Raw genomic sequence first — 16,341 nt, 5'->3', positions numbered from 1 at the left:
CCTGGTCGAACTTCCTGCGCGTCTCTGACATGACTACTCCTCATAGTGCATGCCTCCACGCTTTCGGGGGATTTCCACCCGAAGTTGCCCGAGCGTCTTCGACGCGAGTCTTCCGATCCTGGCCTACGAGCACCTGAACGACCCCCTCGAGGCGCACCGGCTGATCGCGGGGGCCCGCGACCGCGCGCCGATCGCGATCGGTACCCACGGCCCCGAAATCCTGCGCTACGACCTGGTGCACAGCGTGCTGCGCGACCCGCGGTTCCGCATGCCCAAGGGGATGTTCCTGGCCGGCCAGGGCATCACGTCCGGGCCGATCTGGGACCGCGTCACCGCGAATCTGATCAGTCTCGATGGGGAGGCGCATCACCGTCTGCGCCGGTTGGTCTCGAAGGCCTTCACGCCTCGGGCCACCGAACGGCTACGCTCGACGGTCGTCGACGTGATCACCGATCTCGTTGGGCGCCAGGCGTTTTCCGGACGATGCGACGTGGTGGCCGATATCGCACGTCAGTATCCGATCCCGATCATCTGCGCGCTGCTGGGTGCGCCGGCCGCGGACTGGAAGCTGTTCTCGGACTGGACGGACGACATCTTCAAGGCGTTCAGCTGGAACGTCGCGGAAGAGGCGGACGTGATCCTGGCGGCGTGGGAGGCCGTCGACGACTATGTCGACGCGATGGTCGCCGACCGCCGCGACGCGTTGACCGACGACCTGATCTCCGAGCTGATCCGCGCCGAGCACGACGGCGATCGCCTCGACATCGACGAGCTCCGGATGCTGGTGGTCGGTCTGCTGATCGCCGGCACCGACACGACGCGCAACCAGCTTGCGGCCTCGATCCAGGCGCTCTGCGACCACCCTGACCAGTGGGAACTGTTGAGCCGGCACCCCGAGTTGGCCGCCAAAGCGGTCGAGGAAACCATGCGGCACTCCCCCATCGCCTGGGGCACGCTGCGCGTCGCCCTCGAAGACGTCGAGCTCGCCGGAGTCGTGATCCCGGCCGGCACGCTGGTCGTCGCAAACACCGCGTCGGCTAACCGGGATCCCGCCGTCTACGACCATCCCGAGCGGCTCGACCTCACCCGCACCGACGCGCCCGCGATGCAGACGTTCGGCGCGGGCATGCACTACTGCCTGGGCGCGAACCTGGCGCGGCTCGAACTCGCCGAGGCGTTGACCGTGATGACGCAGCGCATGCCCAATGCCCGGCAGGCCGGACCAGCCCCGTGGAAGCCGTTGACCGCGCTGACCGGACCCTCGACGCTTCCCATCGAATTCGACTGCGTCACAGCGTCTTAGGAGCGAGTCACCAGGCTCGGGTCATGTCCGCGTGCTGGCTGATCCAGGTGTGCATCGCAATGCCTGCGGCGACGGCGACGTTGATGCTGCGGGTCGATCCGAACTGCGCGATCGAGACCGTCAGCGCGGCGCCGTCGCGGGCGTCGTCGCTGATGCCGGGACCTTCCTGGCCGAACAGCAGCAGGCAGTCGCGGGGCAGCGTGGTCTGCTCCAACCGCGCCGCACCCGGCACGATGTCGACGGCGACCACGGTGAGGCCCGCAGCCGCGGCGAAGCTCAGCAGTCCGGCGGTGTCGTCATGATGCATCAGCCGCTGGTAGCGGTCGGTGACCATGGCGCCGCGACGATTCCACCGGCGGCGGCCGACGATGTGGACGGTGTCGACGGCGAACGCATTGGCGGCGCGCACCACCCCGCCGATGTTGGCGTCTTGACCGAAGTTCTCGATCGCCACGTGCAGGGGGTGTCTACGGGTGTCGATGTCGGCGACGATCGCCTCGCGCGTCCAGTACCGATAGGCGTCGACGACGTTGCGGGAGTCGCCGTCGCGGAGCAACTCGGAGTCGTAGCGCGGGTCGTCGGGTAGCGGACCCTGCCACGGGCCGACCCCGGCCATCGGGACCGTCCACTCGGTGGGGCCAGCCTCTTGACGATCCGGACCGGAACGGTCCGGGGAGGAGAGTGGCACATGAGATCTGTCGCTCACTTGACCGTCCACACCGCGGCGTGGGTGCCGACGATCGACACCGTCGCGTAGAGCAGCGCGTCGTTGACCTCACCTTGGGTGCAGAGCGAGGCATTGACGTGCACGGCGTCCAGCGAGGCCTCGGGCAGGATCAGCACCGAGGACCCGTAGGCCACGCAGGCCGGGCTCAGGCCCGGCGGCGGCAGCGTCGGTGAGACCAGCACCATCATCGGCCCGCCGCGGGAGGCGGAGTCGTCGCGGTATTTGGCCGCCAGGGTGTCGGCCTCCAGACCGAGCAGCATGTAGCCGCTGCCGTTGAACGCCGCCGGATCGCCGAGCGACTGCTGGTTCAGTGGCGTGCCGTCGGCCCGCCACGCCGCGATGCTGGTGGTCTTGACCACCATGCCGGTGTCGCTCTCCTTGGTCGGCAGCACCCCGACCGGGAAGGCCGCCGGGTAGGCGGCCGTGGTGTCGGCGATGCGGTCGCGGGGCGAATACAGGTAGACGCCGCGGACGGCGGCCCGGTCCTTCATCGGGCCCAGGCACACCGTGCCGGTCAGCCGGTTACCCCCTGGCGCGGAAAGCGATTGGATGACAAGATTTTTCACGCCGTCACAGCTGCCGATGCCGGCGGTCTCCAACGGATGAGCCAGCGCGCCGTACATCCCGAAGCGGATGTCGCGCGGATCGGCGTGCGGCTTCGCTGGGTCGGTCGGCGCCGCATCGACGTCGACGAGCACGTAGTCGTCTTGCCAGCGCAGGTTCGAGATCGACGTGTTCCAGCCCAGCACCGCCAGCGATTCACCGATGCGCGCGGTTCCGGCGCCGTAAACCTGTTGGTGGGCAGCAGATTTCGAGCATCCGCACAGCAGCGTAAACGCCGCGATCATCGCGATGACAGTACGCATGCCGACTAACCCAGCCCGAGGTCCGCCAGCCCCAGCACGCTGCGGTACGGAAAGCCCTCGGCCTCAATGGCTTCGGCCGCGCCGGTCGCCCGGTCGACGACCGTCGCAACGCCGACGACCTCGGCGCCGGCCTCCAGCACGGCACGCACCGCGGTCAGCGCCGAGCCGCCGGTGGTGCTGGTGTCCTCGACCACCAGCACCCGCTGGCCGGTGATGTCCGGACCTTCGATAAGGCGTTGCATCCCATGGGTTTTCACCGACTTCCGCACGACAAAAGCGTCGATCGGACGACCGGGTGCGTGCATGACGGCGGTGGCGACCGGGTCGGCACCCAGGGTGAGGCCCCCGACCGCGGCGTAGTCCCAGTCGGCGGTGAGGTCTCGGACCAGTTGGCCGATCAGCGGCGCCGCCCGGTGATGCAGGGTGGCCCGGCGCAGGTCGACGTAATAGTCGGCTTCTTTGCCCGACGACAATGTGACGCGACCATGCACTACCGCCAATTGCCTGACCAATTGCGCTAATTCGGCAAGCTCAGGTGCGACCACGGCCCCGCCCGAAGAGACTGGTGGCGGCGCGCGACAGCGTTCGCGGCACCATCCGGGTGGCGGTCGTGATCACCTTGTACTGCAGCCCGGGGATGATCAGCACATTGCCGCGGGCGACCTCGGCGAACGTTTCCCGCACTACATCGTCGACCTGGAGCCACATGAACGACGGCAGCGAGGTCATGTCGATGCCGGCCCGGTCGTGGAACTCGGTGTGCACGTAGCCCGGACATACGACGTGGATCCCGACGCCGGTGCCGCGCAGCCCGACGGCCAGGCCCTCGGTGAACGACACAACGTACGCCTTGGACGCCGAGTAGGTCGACCCGCGACCGGACAGCAGGCCCGCCACGCTGGAGACGTTGATGATCGTGCCGGCGCCGCGGTCGATCATCGCCGGCAACGCGGCCCGGGTCAGCTGCATGATCGCGGTGACGTTGACGTCGAGTTGGCGTTGTAGCAAGCCGGGGTCGGCGGTCCAGAATTCGCCGGAGGTGCCGATGCCGGCATTGTTGACCAGTACGTCGACGCCGGCGGCCAACCGTTCGGCGACCGTGTCGCGGCCGGTGGCGTCGGCGAGATCGGCGGGCAGTACTTCGACATTGCGGCCGCCCTCGTTGGACAGCTCGGCGGCCAGAGCCTTGAGCCGATCCGCATCGCGCGATACCAGCACCAGGTCGTAGCCGTCGGCGGCATAGCGTCGGGCAAAACCCTCGCCGATACCTGAAGTGGGCCCGGTGATCAGGGCGACGGGGCGAGGCACGGCGCCAGTGTACTTAGCGCCCGCGCGACTTCGATTCAGCGTTGGTGATGCGACGCCTGGTGGCCGTTACGACCGGTCGGCGGACGGCGGACCGGCTCTTGGCGCGGCGCCGGCGGGGTCGCGGTCGCGCGCGACGTCGTCCCGCTCTCCCGAGACAACGTTTCGGGTTGGCGCTGCGCGGCCTCGCTGCGGCCGGCCGGGGCCAATGGCCGGCTGGGCGAGGCGTTGCGGCGGCCGCTCGCCTGCGGAGAGCCGGACGATCCGGCCGGCTGCGGCACCGGCGGCAGTACCCGCAGCAGGTCGTTGAACTGGCGCACGGTGCGCAGGCCCTCGTCCCACTGGGCGCGAGTGCTGCCGATCGGCATGCTGACCAGCGTCCAGTTCTGCTCGTTCCACATGATCTCGGCGCAGTCGGGCGCGGTGTGGGCGAAGGTGACCATGCGGCGGTCGCAGGCGCGACGGGCGGCGTCCAGGTTGGTGGAGTACACCATCCGCGGCCCGATCGCCCCGAGTAGCCAAATGTCGTTCTCGCGAGGCTCTTTGAGGCCTTTGAGCCGCACGTCGACGACCACGTTGGTGCCGACCTTCCGGTGCAAAGCGATGACGGTGGCGACTTCTTCGAGGTCGAAGATGAAGACCGCCTCGCCGCGGATCTGGCCCAGCACGACGTTGCGGGCCGGGATGTTGCTGCCGACGGTCGACATCACGCCGCGCGTCCAGCGCTTGAGGATCTCCGTGGATTCCTGCTCGTAGTCGAATCCGTGCGATCGCGCCCACGACTTACGGCGCCGTCCTCGTCCACGGCGGCGGTCGATGTCGACGTACAGCAACACCGCCGCACCGACGAAGCACAGCGCGGAGAGCGTGAACCAAAGCGGAACCATCGCCACGTAGCCTAACCGCTCATCGCCCCCGACCGGGAATGCGAGCAGGTCACAACAGAATTAAAGTTTGCTACCGCTTCGAGTAGATCCCGCGCGAGCAGGCGCAAAATCGCACACACGGGGACGTGCTAGCGCGATTTTGCGTCTGCTCGCGGGTATGAAATCAGCCGAGCACCAGCGAGTCGCCACCGGCGCCGACGTTGACCGGCACCACGTCGCCGTCGTGCACGTCGCCGGCCAGCAGCATCTTGGCCAGCTGATCGCCGATGGCCTGCTGCACCAGCCGGCGCAGCGGACGGGCGCCGTAGACGGGGTCGAACCCGCGCTGCGCCAACCACTGCTTGGCCGGCAGCGACACCTCCAGCTGCAGCCGCCGCTGCGCGAGCCGCTTCTGCAACTGAGCCAGCTGGATGTCGACGATCTGCACCAGCTCACCGGGCTCCAGGCCGGCGAAGATGATCACGTCGTCGAGCCGGTTGATGAACTCCGGCTTGAATGCCGAGCGCACCGCCGCCATCACCATGTCCTCGTCGCCGCCCGAGCCCAGGTTGGACGTCAGGATCAGGATCGTGTTGCGGAAGTCGACGGTACGGCCCTGCCCGTCGGTGAGCCGGCCCTCGTCGAGCACCTGCAGCAGCACGTCGAACACGTCGGGGTGCGCCTTTTCCACCTCGTCGAACAACACCACGGTGTACGGCCGGCGGCGGACCGCTTCGGTCAGCTGACCGCCCTGGTCGTAACCGATGTAGCCGGGGGGCGCGCCGACCAGGCGGGCCACCGAGTGCTTCTCGCCGTACTCGCTCATGTCGATGCGGACCATTGCCCGCTCGTCGTCGAACAGGAAGTCGGCCAGCGCCTTGGCCAGTTCGGTCTTACCGACCCCGGTCGGCCCGAGGAACAGGAACGAACCGGTGGGGCGGTTGGGGTCGGCGACCCCGGCCCGGGTGCGTCGCACCGCGTCGGAGACGGCCTGCACGGCCTTGCGCTGACCGACGACGCGCTTGCCCAGCTCGTCTTCCATCCGCAGCAGCTTGGCGGTTTCGCCTTCGAGCAGCCGCCCGGCCGGGATGCCCGTCCACGCCGACACCACGTCGGCGATGTCATCGGGCCCGACCTCTTCCTTGAGCATCACGTTCTCGCGGGCCTCGGCCTGTGGCACCGCGGCGTCGAGCTTCTTCTCGACTTCCGGGATGCGCCCGTACCGAAGCTCGGCGGCCTTGGCCAGGTCGCCGTCTCGCTCGGCGCGGTCGGATTCGCCGCGAAGCGTTTCCAGCTGCTCCTTGAGCTCGCGGACGACGTCGATGGCGTTCTTCTCGTTCTGCCACCTGGCGGTTAGCTCGGCCAGCTTCTCCTTCTGGTCGGCCAGCTCGGAGCGCAGCTTCTCCAGGCGGTCGCGCGATGCGTCGTCTGATTCATTGGCCAGCGCCATCTCCTCGATCTCGAGGCGGCGCACCAGGCGCTCGACCTCGTCGATCTCGACGGGCCGGGAGTCGATCTCCATCCGCAGCCGGGACGCGGCCTCGTCGACCAGGTCGATGGCCTTATCCGGCAGGAAGCGGGCGGTGATGTAGCGGTCGGACAGCGACGCCGCCGACACCAGCGCGGAGTCGGTGATGCGCACACCGTGGTGCACCTCGTAGCGGTCCTTGAGCCCGCGCAGGATGCCGACGGTGTCTTCCACCGACGGCTCACCGACGAACACCTGCTGGAAGCGGCGCTCCAACGCGGCGTCCTTCTCGATGTACTTGCGGTATTCGTCGAGCGTCGTGGCGCCGACCAGCCGCAGCTCGCCGCGGGCCAGCATCGGCTTGATCATGTTGCCGGCGTCCATCGCCGATTCGCCGGTCGCACCGGCGCCGACGATGGTGTGCAGCTCGTCGATGAACGTGATGATCTGTCCGGCGGAGTTCTTGATGTCGTCGAGGACGGCCTTGAGCCGCTCCTCGAATTCGCCGCGGTACTTGGCGCCGGCCACCATCGAACCGAGGTCCAGGCTGATGACGGTCTTGTCGCGCAGGCTCTCCGGGACGTCTCCGGCGACGACGCGCTGGGCCAGGCCCTCCACGATCGCGGTCTTACCGACACCGGGCTCACCGATCAGCACCGGGTTGTTCTTGGTGCGACGGCTCAGCACCTGGACGACGCGACGAATCTCGTTGTCCCGCCCGATAACCGGGTCGAGCTTGCCCTCGCGGGCGCGGGCGGTCAGGTCGGTGGAGTACTTCTCCAACGCCTGGTAGGTCGCCTCGGGGTCGGGGCTGGTGACCCGCGCGCTGCCGCGCACATGGGTGAACGCCTCACGCAGCGCTTGGGGCGAGGCCCCGTGTCCGGTGAGCAGCTTGGCGACGTCGGAATCGCCGGTGGCCAGCCCGACCATCAGGTGTTCGGTGGAGACGTATTCGTCGTCCATCTCGGTGGCCAGCTGCTGCGCGGTCGTGATCGCAGCCAGCGATTCACGCGAGAGCTGCGGTTGGGAGTTGGCGCCGCTGGCTTGCGGCAGGCGGTCGAGGATCCGTTGCGCTTCGGCGCGGACAGCGGCGGGCTCGACGCCGACAGCCTCCAGGAGCGGCGCGGCGATCCCGTCGTTCTGCGTGAGCAGGGCCAGCAGTAGGTGAGCCGGCCTGATCTCAGGGTTGCCGGCGGCACTCGCCGCCTGGAGTGCCGACGTCAGCACCGCCTGCGTCTTGGTTGTCGGGTTGAAAGAGTCCACGACACCTCCGTTCAAAGTTCAGGGCAGGCCGCAGGGGCCCGCCAAAAATGCTCGTCGCGTTGTTCAACGCCGTCAAGGTTGAGTCTGTTCCGCTCAACTCTAACTATTTTTTCGTGATTGCTCTAGTGCCTCAGGACCCTGATCGGAGCGGTCGCCGGGCGACGTCGACGGATTCGGCAAGTGCGCCCGGCGGGCCGATCATCTCGATTCCGCCCTGACGCGATCGGGCCGTTCGCCGGGCACCGTATTCGAACGTATGATCGATCGATGGGCGACCTCGCGTCGATCGGATACAACGGGCAGCCGGTGCGCAATCCGTTTCGGGTGGTGCGCCCGCCGATCACGGTTCTGATCGACCTGACCGTTCTCTTTCCCCGCGAGCCGCACCGCACCGGGCGGTATCACGCGAACGGTCTGCAGTTGCACAAGGTTGTCGAGGGCCGGCTGAGCTGCTGGGGAATCTGCGAGCAGGGCGACTGGTGGGGGCTGGTCACCTATCCGATCGCCTACGGGTCCAAGCGCAAGACCGTCACACACTGGGTGCCGGCGTGGACCCTGCGACGCAACGACGCGGGCTCGCGACGAGCCCGCTGAGACGCGGCGCCATTCAACCGAGCAGCGGAAGCGTTAATCGTCGAGCACCGAGCCGAGCTGGGCGGCAATGCGAACCCAGCCGTTGCCCATGATGGTGCGCGCCCGCTTTTGAATTTCGTCGTCGGGGTCGAAACCACTGTGCCGCAGAATGACTCGCGTACCTTTCCCCTCGGCACGCAATGTCCACGACACCAGCCAGCCGTCCGGTCGACCGGTATGAGCGTCGGTCCAGGTGATGGTGAGCCGCTCGCCTTCCACCAATTCCATTACCTGGCACGCGATCTCGCCAGAGAAGTCGGCGGCGGGCATGGGCTCGGTGTGGAAGGTGAACCGCGTCCCGACCACAGGGGCGAATCCGGTGGGCTCCATCAGCCAACGCGCCATCAGTTCTGGTGTGGTGAGCGCGCGCCAGACCCGTTGCGGGGGATGGGGATAAAACTGATCTACCTCGAAAATTCGCTGGTCGGCGGCGGTTTCGGTCATGGTGTCGTTTCCCCTTCATCGCTGATGTCGTCGAGCACCTCACCCAATGCGGTCAGCCGCTCGCGCCAATACCGTTCGTGTGGACTGAGCCAGGTTGAAATCTCTTGCAGTGGTTCGGGATTGACCCGGTAATGCCGGAATCTGCCGTGCTTGTCCTCGGCGACCAGTCCGCAGTCCCGCAGCACCTTCAGGTGCTCCGACACGCTCGGGCGGGCCATGTCGAAACGCTCCGCGAGCGCAAGCACGGTGAGTTCGCCACCGAGCAGCATGTCGAGGATGTCCCGACGCGTCGGGTTGGCGAGCGCGGCGAACACCCGATCGGTACGTCCGGACTTCACCCGCGCTGGCATGCCGGCCATATTAGGTAGGATTTTCCCTACCTGTCAAGTTCGTACCGCATCAGGCGCCGCACGATGCGAAGATTCAGCCGTGACAGGAAGTTGGGTTTCCCTGCTGGCCACGCTGATTCCATTGGCGCTCGTCGTCTCGATCTCACCGTTGTCGGTCATCCCGGCCGTGCTGGTGTTGCAGACGCCACGGCCCCGGCCGACCGGTCTCGGCTTTTTCGGCGGTTGGCTTCTGGGGTTGGTTGCGTTGACCGCCGGATTCATTGCGTCCTCCGACGCTCTGACCGGACTGCACGGCAAGCCGCCGGCGTGGGCGTCGTGGACGCGCGTGGTGCTGGGGCTGGCGCTGATCGCGTTCGGCATCTACCGCTGGCTGACCCGCAAGGGCCACACCGAGTCACCGAAGTGGATGCGATCCTTCGAAACCCTCACACCCGGTCGGGGTGCGGTCTTCGGGTTGGCGTTGACGGTGGTGCGGGTCGAGGTGCTGACCATGTGCGCGCTGGCCGGTCTGGCCATCGGCAGCGCCAACCTCGGCAGGACCGGCGAGGTGGTCACGGGGGCGATCTACGTCGCGGTCGCGGCATCCACCGTCGCGATCCCGGTCCTGGCCTACGTCGCCGCCGGTCACCGCCTGGACGCCCCGATGGCGCGGCTCAAAGAGTGGATGGAAAAGAACAACGCCGCGATGCTCGCCGCGGTCCTGGTCCTGATCGGCGGGATGGTGCTGTACCACGGCGTCAACGCGCTCTCCTAGGACGCGGCGCGGCCAGGCATAAAATCGGCGGCCGTGAGCCTCAACGACCCCGATGCGCTGGCGGTATTGCATGCCGCCCTCGACTCGGACGACGGCAACGGGCTCATCGGCCGCTTCTACACCCGCTGGTTCTCCTTCGACGTGTCGCCGCGCGACCTGTTCCCGCCCGATATGGCAGCTCAGCGGGCCGCCTTCGCGCAGGCGTTGAAATGGATCTACGGCGAGTTGGTCGCTCAACGCTCGGAGGAACCGGTGGCGTTTCTGGCCCAACTGGGCCGTGACCATCGCAAGTACGGGGTGCTGCCCGAGCACTACCAAACCCTGGGGCAGGCGCTGTATGCGACGTTGCGCGACGCGCTGGCCGACGTCTGGACCGACGCCGTCGAGACCGCCGCCCAGCAATCGCTGAACCTGATCACCGGGGTGATGAGCGGGGCCGCCGAGGCCGAAGAAGGACCGGCATGGTGGGACGGCACGGTGGTCGAACACCTTCGGGTGTCCCGCGACCTGGCGGTGGTCCGGCTGCAACTGGACACTCCGATGCCTTACCACGCCGGCCAGTACGTCAACGTCGCCGTGCCGCAGTGCCCGCGGCGATGGCGATACCTGACGCCGGCCATCCCGCCGGACGACACCGGCGCGGTCGAGTTTCACGTCCGCGCGGTGTCGGGTGGCCTGGTCAGCAATGCCATCGTCAACGAGACGCGGTCCGGCGACCGGTGGCGGCTGTCCAGCCCACACGGCGCCCTACAGATCGACCGTGCCGGCGGCGACGTGCTGATGGTCGCGGGTAGCACCGGGCTCGCCCCGCTGCGCTCGATCATCATGGACCTCACCCGGTGGGGCGAAAACCCGCGGATACACCTGTTTTTCGGCGGCCGCTACCCGTGCGAGCTGTATGACCTACAAACGTTGTGGCATATCGCGGCGAACAGTCCATGGTTGTCGGTGACGCCGGTCTCCGAATTCAGCGGCGATCCGGCGTGGGCCGCCGACTATCCCGACGTGACACCGCCGCGGGGACTTCACGTGCGACAGACCGGCATGTTGATGGACGTCGTCACCCGATACGGCAATTGGGGCGATCGCCAGATCCTGATCTGCGGCGGACCGGACATGGTGCGCGCCACCAAAGATGCGCTGATCGCCAAAGGTGCGCCACCGGAGCGTATTCAGCACGACCCATTGTCCCGCTAGGCGACGACGATGCAGACCGCGAAGCGGTCTGAGGAGGAGTCGGCTCAGATAGCCTAGGCTCGGATCGTGCGCATAGTCACGCTGAGCGATCCGTCATCCGAAGTCGACGCCCAGTTCGTCCCGGAGGCCGGCATGATCGGCATCTCGATGACCGACTCGGGCGTCGAACTACTCGGACAGCGCCGCGGACTCGACGCCTATGTGTCCAACGGGAAGACGATGGGCATCCCGCTGTTGTACCCGTGGGCAAATCGGCTGGGCGCCAACACATACGAAGCCCTAGGGAAGACCGTCACGCTGACCGACGGCGAATACGGGGTGCGGACGGATCCCAACGGCCTTCCGATCCACGGTGTGCTCGCCGCGTTTCCGAACTGGCGGGTGACGCACGAGTCGGGTCACGAGATCACCGCCGAGGTCGACTTCACCAGGGACGAAGAACTGCTCGCCAGTTTTCCGTTTCCGCATCGACTGTCGCTGACCGTCACGCTGTTCGACCGGACGTTGCGGCTGCGGGTTGCGGTGACGCCGACTGGGGAATCCCCGGTGCCCCTGTGTTTCGGTTTTCATCCATACCTTCAGTTGCCCGATGTGCCACGCGATCAGTGGATGATCGAGACACCGGCGATGCGACATCTGACGCTCGACGACAAAGGGCTGCCCACCGGTGACGCGGTCGTCCAGCCCGCCCTCTGTGAACCGCTGGGCGACGACACTTTTGATGACGGATACGACCAGGTTGCCGACGGCTCGGCGTTCGCGGTGTCCGGCGGAGGCCGCCGCATCGAGGTCCATTTCGAGGAGGGCTATTCCGCGGCCCAGATCTTCGCACCGCCCGGCGAGAGCGTGGTGTGCTTCGAGCCGATGACCGCCCCGACCGACGCGTTACGGCGCGGTGGCTATCCGTCGGTTCAGCCGGGCGACTGGGGCGTCGCCCAGTTCTCGATCCGCGTGTAGCGACGCGAAAACTAGCGGCGCGGTTTCCAGACCACCACAGCGGTGCTCTTGGGCACCACCGCGAGGTCACGACGCTGGTTGTCCCGCAACACCTCGATCTCGGCGGCCATCTCTTTCAATCGGGACTGCAGTGCCTCGACCTGATTGGTCAACTCGATAATCCGTTTAATGCCTGCGAGATTGACGCCTTCGTCCTGAGAAAGCCGCTGCACTTCGCGGAGCAGGTCCACATCATGCTGCGAATAGCGCCGTCCCCCACCGGAACTTCGGCTGGGACTGACCAAGCCGAGCCGGTCGTAGGTACGCAACGTCTGCGCGTGCATACCGGCCAGCTCGGCGGCCACCGAGATCAGAAACGTTCTCGCCTCGTCCTTTTTGGCCATCAGCGGTTACCAGCCCATCCAGCGCGGGGATCGAAGCCACTGGACCGCTCCGCGGCCGCGTAGGCTTCGAGCGCTTCTTCCGCGGCGCCCTCCAGGTTCGGCGGCACAGCGACTTTCACGGTGACCAGCAAATCGCCCTGACCACCGGAACGCTTGGGCACCCCACGGCCGCGGACCCGCAAGATCCGACCGTCGGTCGTCCCCTTGGGCACCCGGACACCGACCTTGCCATCCAGCGTGGGAACGGAAAGCGTTGTGCCCAGTGCTAATTCGCTGAAGCTAACTGGAACCGTGACGGTGAGATCATCGCCGTCACGACCGAACACCTTGTCCGGCCGCACATGCACGGTGACGTACAGGTCGCCGGACGGGGCGCCCCGCAGACCGGCTTCGCCCTGGCCGGCCAACCGGATCCGCTGGCCGTCTTCGACGCCCGGCGGAATGCGCACGTTGATCGTGCGAGTCCGGGTGGTGACACCGGTTCCCTTGCACTCGTCGCAGGGGTGCTCGATGATCGACCCGCTGCCACGGCAGTCGGTGCACGGCTCGGAAAAGCCGAAAGCGCCTTGGTTACGGTTGATTACGCCCGAGCCGTTACACGTCGGGCAGACCTTGGGGCTGGTGCCCGGCCGCGCCCCACTGCCGTGGCAGTTGGTGCACGGCGCCGGACTGGTCAGCCGCAACGGCATCGCGACGCCCTTGGTGGCTTCCAGGAAGTCCAGCTCGGTTTCGGTTTCCAGGTCGTTGCCGCGACGCGGTCGGCTGGGCCGCGGTTGAGCGCCACGGCCGAACAATCCACCGAACAAGTCGCCGATGTTGCTGCCGCCGCTGCGGCCAGCCGCGTCGAACAGGTCGTTGAGGTTGAACTCAGCGCCGTCTCCGCCGAAGCCACCGACGAAGTCGCCGGCTCCAGCGCCACCGTTGAAGCGCCGACCGAATCCGCCACCCGCGAAGAGCCGACGGGTTTCGTCGTACTCCTTGCGCTTTGCCTCATCGGACAACACGCTGTACGCCTCGGACACCGCCTTGAATCGTTCCGCCCCGGCCGGATTTTTGTCCGGGTGCAAGTCGGACGCCAACTTGCGATACGCCGTCTTGATCTCTTTGGCGCTGGCGTCAGAGGAGACGCCCAGCTCCTTGTAGAAGTCCTTCTCTACCCATTCGCGTTGAGCCACCTTGCGTCACCTCCTTCGCCATTCGTCGTTCGAATCCGTCGCTATTTCTCCGACGGTTCTGATTCTGCGTGGTGCTCACCCTCGTTCGCGTCGTTATCGCCCGTGTCGGTGGTCCCGGAATTGTCCGAGTCATCCGCGACGGTGTCGACGACACCGACCAGCGCGTGCCGCAGCACCTGCTCGCCGAGCTTGTAACCCTGTCGCATCACGTGCCCGATCACCGGCTTGGAGTCGTTACCGCCATCGCCTTCGTGCTGAACGGCCTCGTGCAGCGCCGGGTCGAAGTCGTCGCCCTCGGCCGCGAAGGCCGTCAGTCCGAGCCCGGTCAGTGCACCGACCAACTTGTCGGCCACCGACTTCAGCGGACCCGAATCCAGGTCGCCGTGGCTGCGCGCACGCTCGAGATCGTCGAGCACGCCCAGCAACTGGCTGACCACCGCGGCCTTGGCCCGCTCGGCGCTGGCTTCCTGATCACGCAGCGCCCGCTTGCGGTAGTTGGCGAAATCGGCCTGCACCCGCTGTAGATCGGCGGTCAGCTCGGCAACCTGATCGCCCGCGGCCGGCGCGTCCGGTGCCGCCCCCGCGGGGGCGGCACCGGCGCCGGAATGGCGTACCTCGCCGGTCTCGGGGTCGATCCGTCGCTTGTCAGTGACGATTACCGGTTCGTCTGGGTTGCCTTCTGTCACTGGCCCTCCCGGTCATCGTCGACGACCTCCGCGTCGACAACATCGTCGGCTCCGGCGTGGCCCGGCTCGCCTGCGCCGCCGGCGGCCTGCTCAGCCTGGGTGGCTTCGTAGATGGCCTGTCCCAGAGCCTGCGACTCCTGGCCCAGCTTCTCCATCGCCGCCTTGATGGCGCCGATGTCGGTGCCTTCCAAAGCCGTCTTGGCTTCGGCCACCGCGGCGTCGACCTTGTTCAACGTGTCCTCGGGGACCTTGGATCCGCCTTCGGCACTGCGCTGTTCGGTGACGAACTTCTCCGTCTGGTAGACCAGCGTCTCGGCCTGGTTGCGAACGTCCGCCTCCTCGCGACGCTTGCGGTCTTCGTCCGCGTGCGCCTCGGCGTCCTTGATCATCCGGTCGATCTCCTCCTTGGACAGGCCGGAGCCCTCCTGGATCTTGATCGTGTTCTCCTTGCCGGTGCCCTTGTCCTTGGCCGTGACGTGCACGATGCCGTTGGCGTCGATGTCGAAGGTGACCTCGATCTGAGGGACGCCGCGCGGGGCCGGCGGGATACCGGTCAGCTCGAAGGAGCCGAGCAGCTTGTTGTGCGAGGCGATTTCGCGCTCACCCTGGAAGACCTGGATCTGCACCGACGGCTGGTTGTCGTCGGCAGTGGTGAAGGTCTCCGACCGCTTGGTCGGAATGGTGGTGTTGCGCTCGATCAGCTTGGTCATCACGCCACCCTTGGTTTCGATGCCAAGGCTCAGCGGCGTAACGTCAAGCAGCAGAACATCTTTCACCTCACCCTTGAGCACACCGGCCTGCAGTGCGGCTCCGACGGCGACGACCTCGTCGGGGTTGACGCCCTTGTTGGGCTCCTTGCCGCCGGTGAGTTCCTTGACCAGGTCGGTCACCGCGGGCATGCGGGTGGAACCACCCACCAACACCACGTGGTCGATCTCCGACACCGCGATACCGGCGTCCTTGATCACCGACTGGAACGGCTGCCGCGTGCGGTCGAGCAGGTCCTGGGTGATCTTCTGGAATTCGGCGCGGGTCAGCTGCTCGTCGAGGAACAGCGGGTTCTTGTCGGCGTCGACGGTGATGTAGGGCAGGTTGATCGAGGTGCTCTGACTCGAGCTCAACTCGATCTTGGCCTTCTCGGCCGCTTCCCGCAGCCGCTGCATGGCCATCTTGTCCTTGGTCAGGTCGATGCCCGCGGTGCCCTTGAACTTCTCGACCAGCCAGCTGACGATGCGGTCGTCCCAGTCGTCACCACCGAGGTGGTTGTCACCGGAGGTAGCCCGGACCTCCACGACACCGTCGCCGATCTCCAGCAACGACACGTCGAAGGTGCCACCGCCGAGGTCGAAGACCAGGATGGTCTGTTCCTTCTCGCCCTTGTCCAAGCCGTAGGCCAACGCCGCCGCGGTCGGCTCGTTGACGATCCGCAGCACGTTCAGGCCGGCGATCTGGCCGGCCTCCTTGGTGGCCTGGCGCTGAGCGTCGTTGAAGTACGCGGGCACGGTGATCACCGCGTCGGTGATGTCCTCACCGAGGTAGCTTTCCGCGTCGCGCTTCAGCTTCTGCAGAACGCGAGCGCTGATCTCCTGCGCGGTGTAGTGCTTTCCGTCGATCTCCACCGACCAGTCGGTGCCCATGTGTCGTTTGACCGAACGAATGGTGCGGTCGACGTTGGTCACCGCCTGGTTCTTGGCGGGCTGACCGACCAGCACCTCGCCGTTGCGCGCGAACGCCACGACGGATGGAGTCGTCCTTGCACCCTCTGAGTTTGCGACGACGACGGGGTCGCCACCCTCGAGAACCGCGACGACGGAGTTGGTGGTCCCGAGGTCGATACCGACCGCACGAGCCATGGTGAATCCTCCCTGATATTCGAGCTTGGTAGGCACTACGTTACTGAGTGAACCTGGCTCAACCTTGCCTGCTGCGGAGTGCCGCTGTCAAACCAAGGTTGAGTCTAAGTC

At 66.8% G+C, this 16,341-nt stretch carries 17 protein-coding genes; 5 read left to right on the top strand and 12 right to left on the bottom strand.

Features of this window, described 5'->3' with window-relative positions; genetic code table 11:
- Window positions 1-49: 49 nt before the first annotated feature.
- Complete coding sequence (locus A5658_RS14185) at window positions 50-1,303, top strand: cytochrome P450 (RefSeq protein WP_067335879.1); 1,254 nt, start codon at window positions 50-52, stop codon at window positions 1,301-1,303.
- 7 nt (window positions 1,304-1,310) lie between these two features.
- Here the strand turns inward: A5658_RS14185 and A5658_RS14180 are convergent, their stop codons facing one another.
- The 6 genes from A5658_RS14180 to clpB form a co-directional block, all read right to left on the bottom strand.
- Complete coding sequence (locus A5658_RS14180; protein WP_067335876.1) at window positions 1,311-1,919, bottom strand: RNA methyltransferase; 609 nt, start codon at window positions 1,917-1,919, stop codon at window positions 1,311-1,313.
- An 86-nt stretch (window positions 1,920-2,005) separates the two neighbouring features.
- Window positions 2,006-2,896, bottom strand: a complete 891-nt coding sequence (locus A5658_RS14175; protein ID WP_067335873.1) for a hypothetical protein — start codon at window positions 2,894-2,896, stop codon at window positions 2,006-2,008.
- A gap of 5 nt (window positions 2,897-2,901) precedes the next feature.
- On the bottom strand, window positions 2,902-3,441 hold the full coding sequence (gene pyrE, locus A5658_RS14170; RefSeq protein ID WP_067335869.1) for an orotate phosphoribosyltransferase: 540 nt from the start codon (window positions 3,439-3,441) through the stop codon (window positions 2,902-2,904).
- Complete coding sequence (locus tag A5658_RS14165) at window positions 3,428-4,204, bottom strand: SDR family oxidoreductase (protein WP_067335865.1); 777 nt, start codon at window positions 4,202-4,204, stop codon at window positions 3,428-3,430. Before A5658_RS14165 ends, pyrE begins: the two co-directional genes overlap by 14 nt.
- A gap of 35 nt (window positions 4,205-4,239) precedes the next feature.
- On the bottom strand, window positions 4,240-5,088 hold the full coding sequence (gene ttfA, locus A5658_RS14160; RefSeq protein WP_067335862.1) for a trehalose monomycolate transport factor TtfA: 849 nt from the start codon (window positions 5,086-5,088) through the stop codon (window positions 4,240-4,242).
- A gap of 163 nt (window positions 5,089-5,251) precedes the next feature.
- Window positions 5,252-7,798, bottom strand: a complete 2,547-nt coding sequence (clpB, locus tag A5658_RS14155; protein ID WP_067335859.1) for an ATP-dependent chaperone ClpB — start codon at window positions 7,796-7,798, stop codon at window positions 5,252-5,254.
- Window positions 7,799-8,065: 267 nt separating this feature from the next.
- Here clpB and A5658_RS14150 point away from each other — a divergent pair, with 267 nt between their 5' ends.
- Window positions 8,066-8,392: a hypothetical protein gene (locus A5658_RS14150; RefSeq protein WP_067335856.1), complete on the top strand. Its 327-nt coding sequence runs from the start codon at window positions 8,066-8,068 to the stop codon at window positions 8,390-8,392.
- Window positions 8,393-8,425: 33 nt separating this feature from the next.
- Here the strand turns inward: A5658_RS14150 and A5658_RS14145 are convergent, their stop codons facing one another.
- Window positions 8,426-8,875: an SRPBCC domain-containing protein gene (locus A5658_RS14145; RefSeq protein ID WP_067335853.1), complete on the bottom strand. Its 450-nt coding sequence runs from the start codon at window positions 8,873-8,875 to the stop codon at window positions 8,426-8,428.
- Entirely contained in the window at window positions 8,872-9,225 is a 354-nt protein-coding gene (locus tag A5658_RS14140; RefSeq protein ID WP_067335914.1) for a helix-turn-helix transcriptional regulator, read from the bottom strand. The genes A5658_RS14145 and A5658_RS14140 overlap by 4 nt, the downstream gene beginning before the upstream one ends.
- 79 nt (window positions 9,226-9,304) lie before the next feature.
- On the opposite strand from A5658_RS14140, the gene A5658_RS14135 reads away from it, so the two are divergent.
- From A5658_RS14135 to A5658_RS14125, 3 genes are all read left to right on the top strand, one after another.
- Window positions 9,305-9,979, top strand: coding sequence for a GAP family protein (locus A5658_RS14135; protein ID WP_067335850.1), 675 nt, complete (start codon window positions 9,305-9,307; stop codon window positions 9,977-9,979).
- Between the two features lie 33 nt (window positions 9,980-10,012).
- Entirely contained in the window at window positions 10,013-11,176 is a 1,164-nt protein-coding gene (locus A5658_RS14130; protein WP_067335847.1) for an FAD-binding oxidoreductase, read from the top strand.
- A 66-nt stretch (window positions 11,177-11,242) separates the two neighbouring features.
- A complete protein-coding gene (locus tag A5658_RS14125; protein ID WP_067335843.1) occupies window positions 11,243-12,133 on the top strand; it encodes an aldose 1-epimerase in 891 nt (296 codons plus the stop codon).
- Between the two features lie 11 nt (window positions 12,134-12,144).
- On the opposite strand, the gene A5658_RS14120 is transcribed toward A5658_RS14125, so the two are convergent.
- The 4 genes from A5658_RS14120 to dnaK are packed head-to-tail and all read right to left on the bottom strand — an operon-like array spanning window position 12,145 to window position 16,230.
- Complete coding sequence (locus A5658_RS14120; protein WP_067335840.1) at window positions 12,145-12,516, bottom strand: heat shock protein transcriptional repressor HspR; 372 nt, start codon at window positions 12,514-12,516, stop codon at window positions 12,145-12,147.
- Window positions 12,516-13,691 carry a molecular chaperone DnaJ gene (gene dnaJ / locus A5658_RS14115; protein WP_067335837.1) on the bottom strand — a complete coding sequence of 392 codons (1,176 nt, stop codon included), beginning with the start codon at window positions 13,689-13,691 and terminating at the stop codon, window positions 12,516-12,518. The genes A5658_RS14120 and dnaJ overlap by 1 nt, the downstream gene beginning before the upstream one ends.
- A gap of 41 nt (window positions 13,692-13,732) precedes the next feature.
- On the bottom strand, window positions 13,733-14,377 hold the full coding sequence (gene grpE, locus A5658_RS14110) for a nucleotide exchange factor GrpE (protein WP_067335834.1): 645 nt from the start codon (window positions 14,375-14,377) through the stop codon (window positions 13,733-13,735).
- Window positions 14,374-16,230, bottom strand: coding sequence for a molecular chaperone DnaK (gene dnaK, locus A5658_RS14105; protein WP_067335911.1), 1,857 nt, complete (start codon window positions 16,228-16,230; stop codon window positions 14,374-14,376). Before dnaK ends, grpE begins: the two co-directional genes overlap by 4 nt.
- Between the last annotated feature and the right edge of the window lie 111 nt (window positions 16,231-16,341).

Source organism: Mycobacterium sp. 1245111.1 (assembly GCF_001673405.1).
In the GTDB taxonomy this organism is placed as follows: domain Bacteria; phylum Actinomycetota; class Actinomycetes; order Mycobacteriales; family Mycobacteriaceae; genus Mycobacterium.
The sequence above is the reverse complement of the archived record's forward strand: the minus strand, read 5'-3'. Positions and strand labels throughout refer to the sequence as shown.

What these genes read in the sequence shown, in the direction of transcription:
- A5658_RS14120 (WP_067335840.1), bottom strand. Translation starts at nt 12,516, where the DNA reads ATGGCCAAAAAGGACGAGGCGAGAACGTTTCTGATCTCGGTGGCCGCC.
- A5658_RS14150 (WP_067335856.1), top strand. Translation starts at nt 8,066, where the DNA reads ATGGGCGACCTCGCGTCGATCGGATACAACGGGCAGCCGGTGCGCAAT.
- A5658_RS14180 (WP_067335876.1), bottom strand. Translation starts at nt 1,919, where the DNA reads ATGGCCGGGGTCGGCCCGTGGCAGGGTCCGCTACCCGACGACCCGCGC.
- dnaK (WP_067335911.1), bottom strand. Translation starts at nt 16,230, where the DNA reads ATGGCTCGTGCGGTCGGTATCGACCTCGGGACCACCAACTCCGTCGTC.
- ttfA (WP_067335862.1), bottom strand. Translation starts at nt 5,088, where the DNA reads ATGGTTCCGCTTTGGTTCACGCTCTCCGCGCTGTGCTTCGTCGGTGCG.
- A5658_RS14185 (WP_067335879.1), top strand. Translation starts at nt 50, where the DNA reads ATGCCTCCACGCTTTCGGGGGATTTCCACCCGAAGTTGCCCGAGCGTC.
- A5658_RS14175 (WP_067335873.1), bottom strand. Translation starts at nt 2,896, where the DNA reads ATGCGTACTGTCATCGCGATGATCGCGGCGTTTACGCTGCTGTGCGGA.
- A5658_RS14145 (WP_067335853.1), bottom strand. Translation starts at nt 8,875, where the DNA reads ATGACCGAAACCGCCGCCGACCAGCGAATTTTCGAGGTAGATCAGTTT.
- A5658_RS14140 (WP_067335914.1), bottom strand. Translation starts at nt 9,225, where the DNA reads ATGCCAGCGCGGGTGAAGTCCGGACGTACCGATCGGGTGTTCGCCGCG.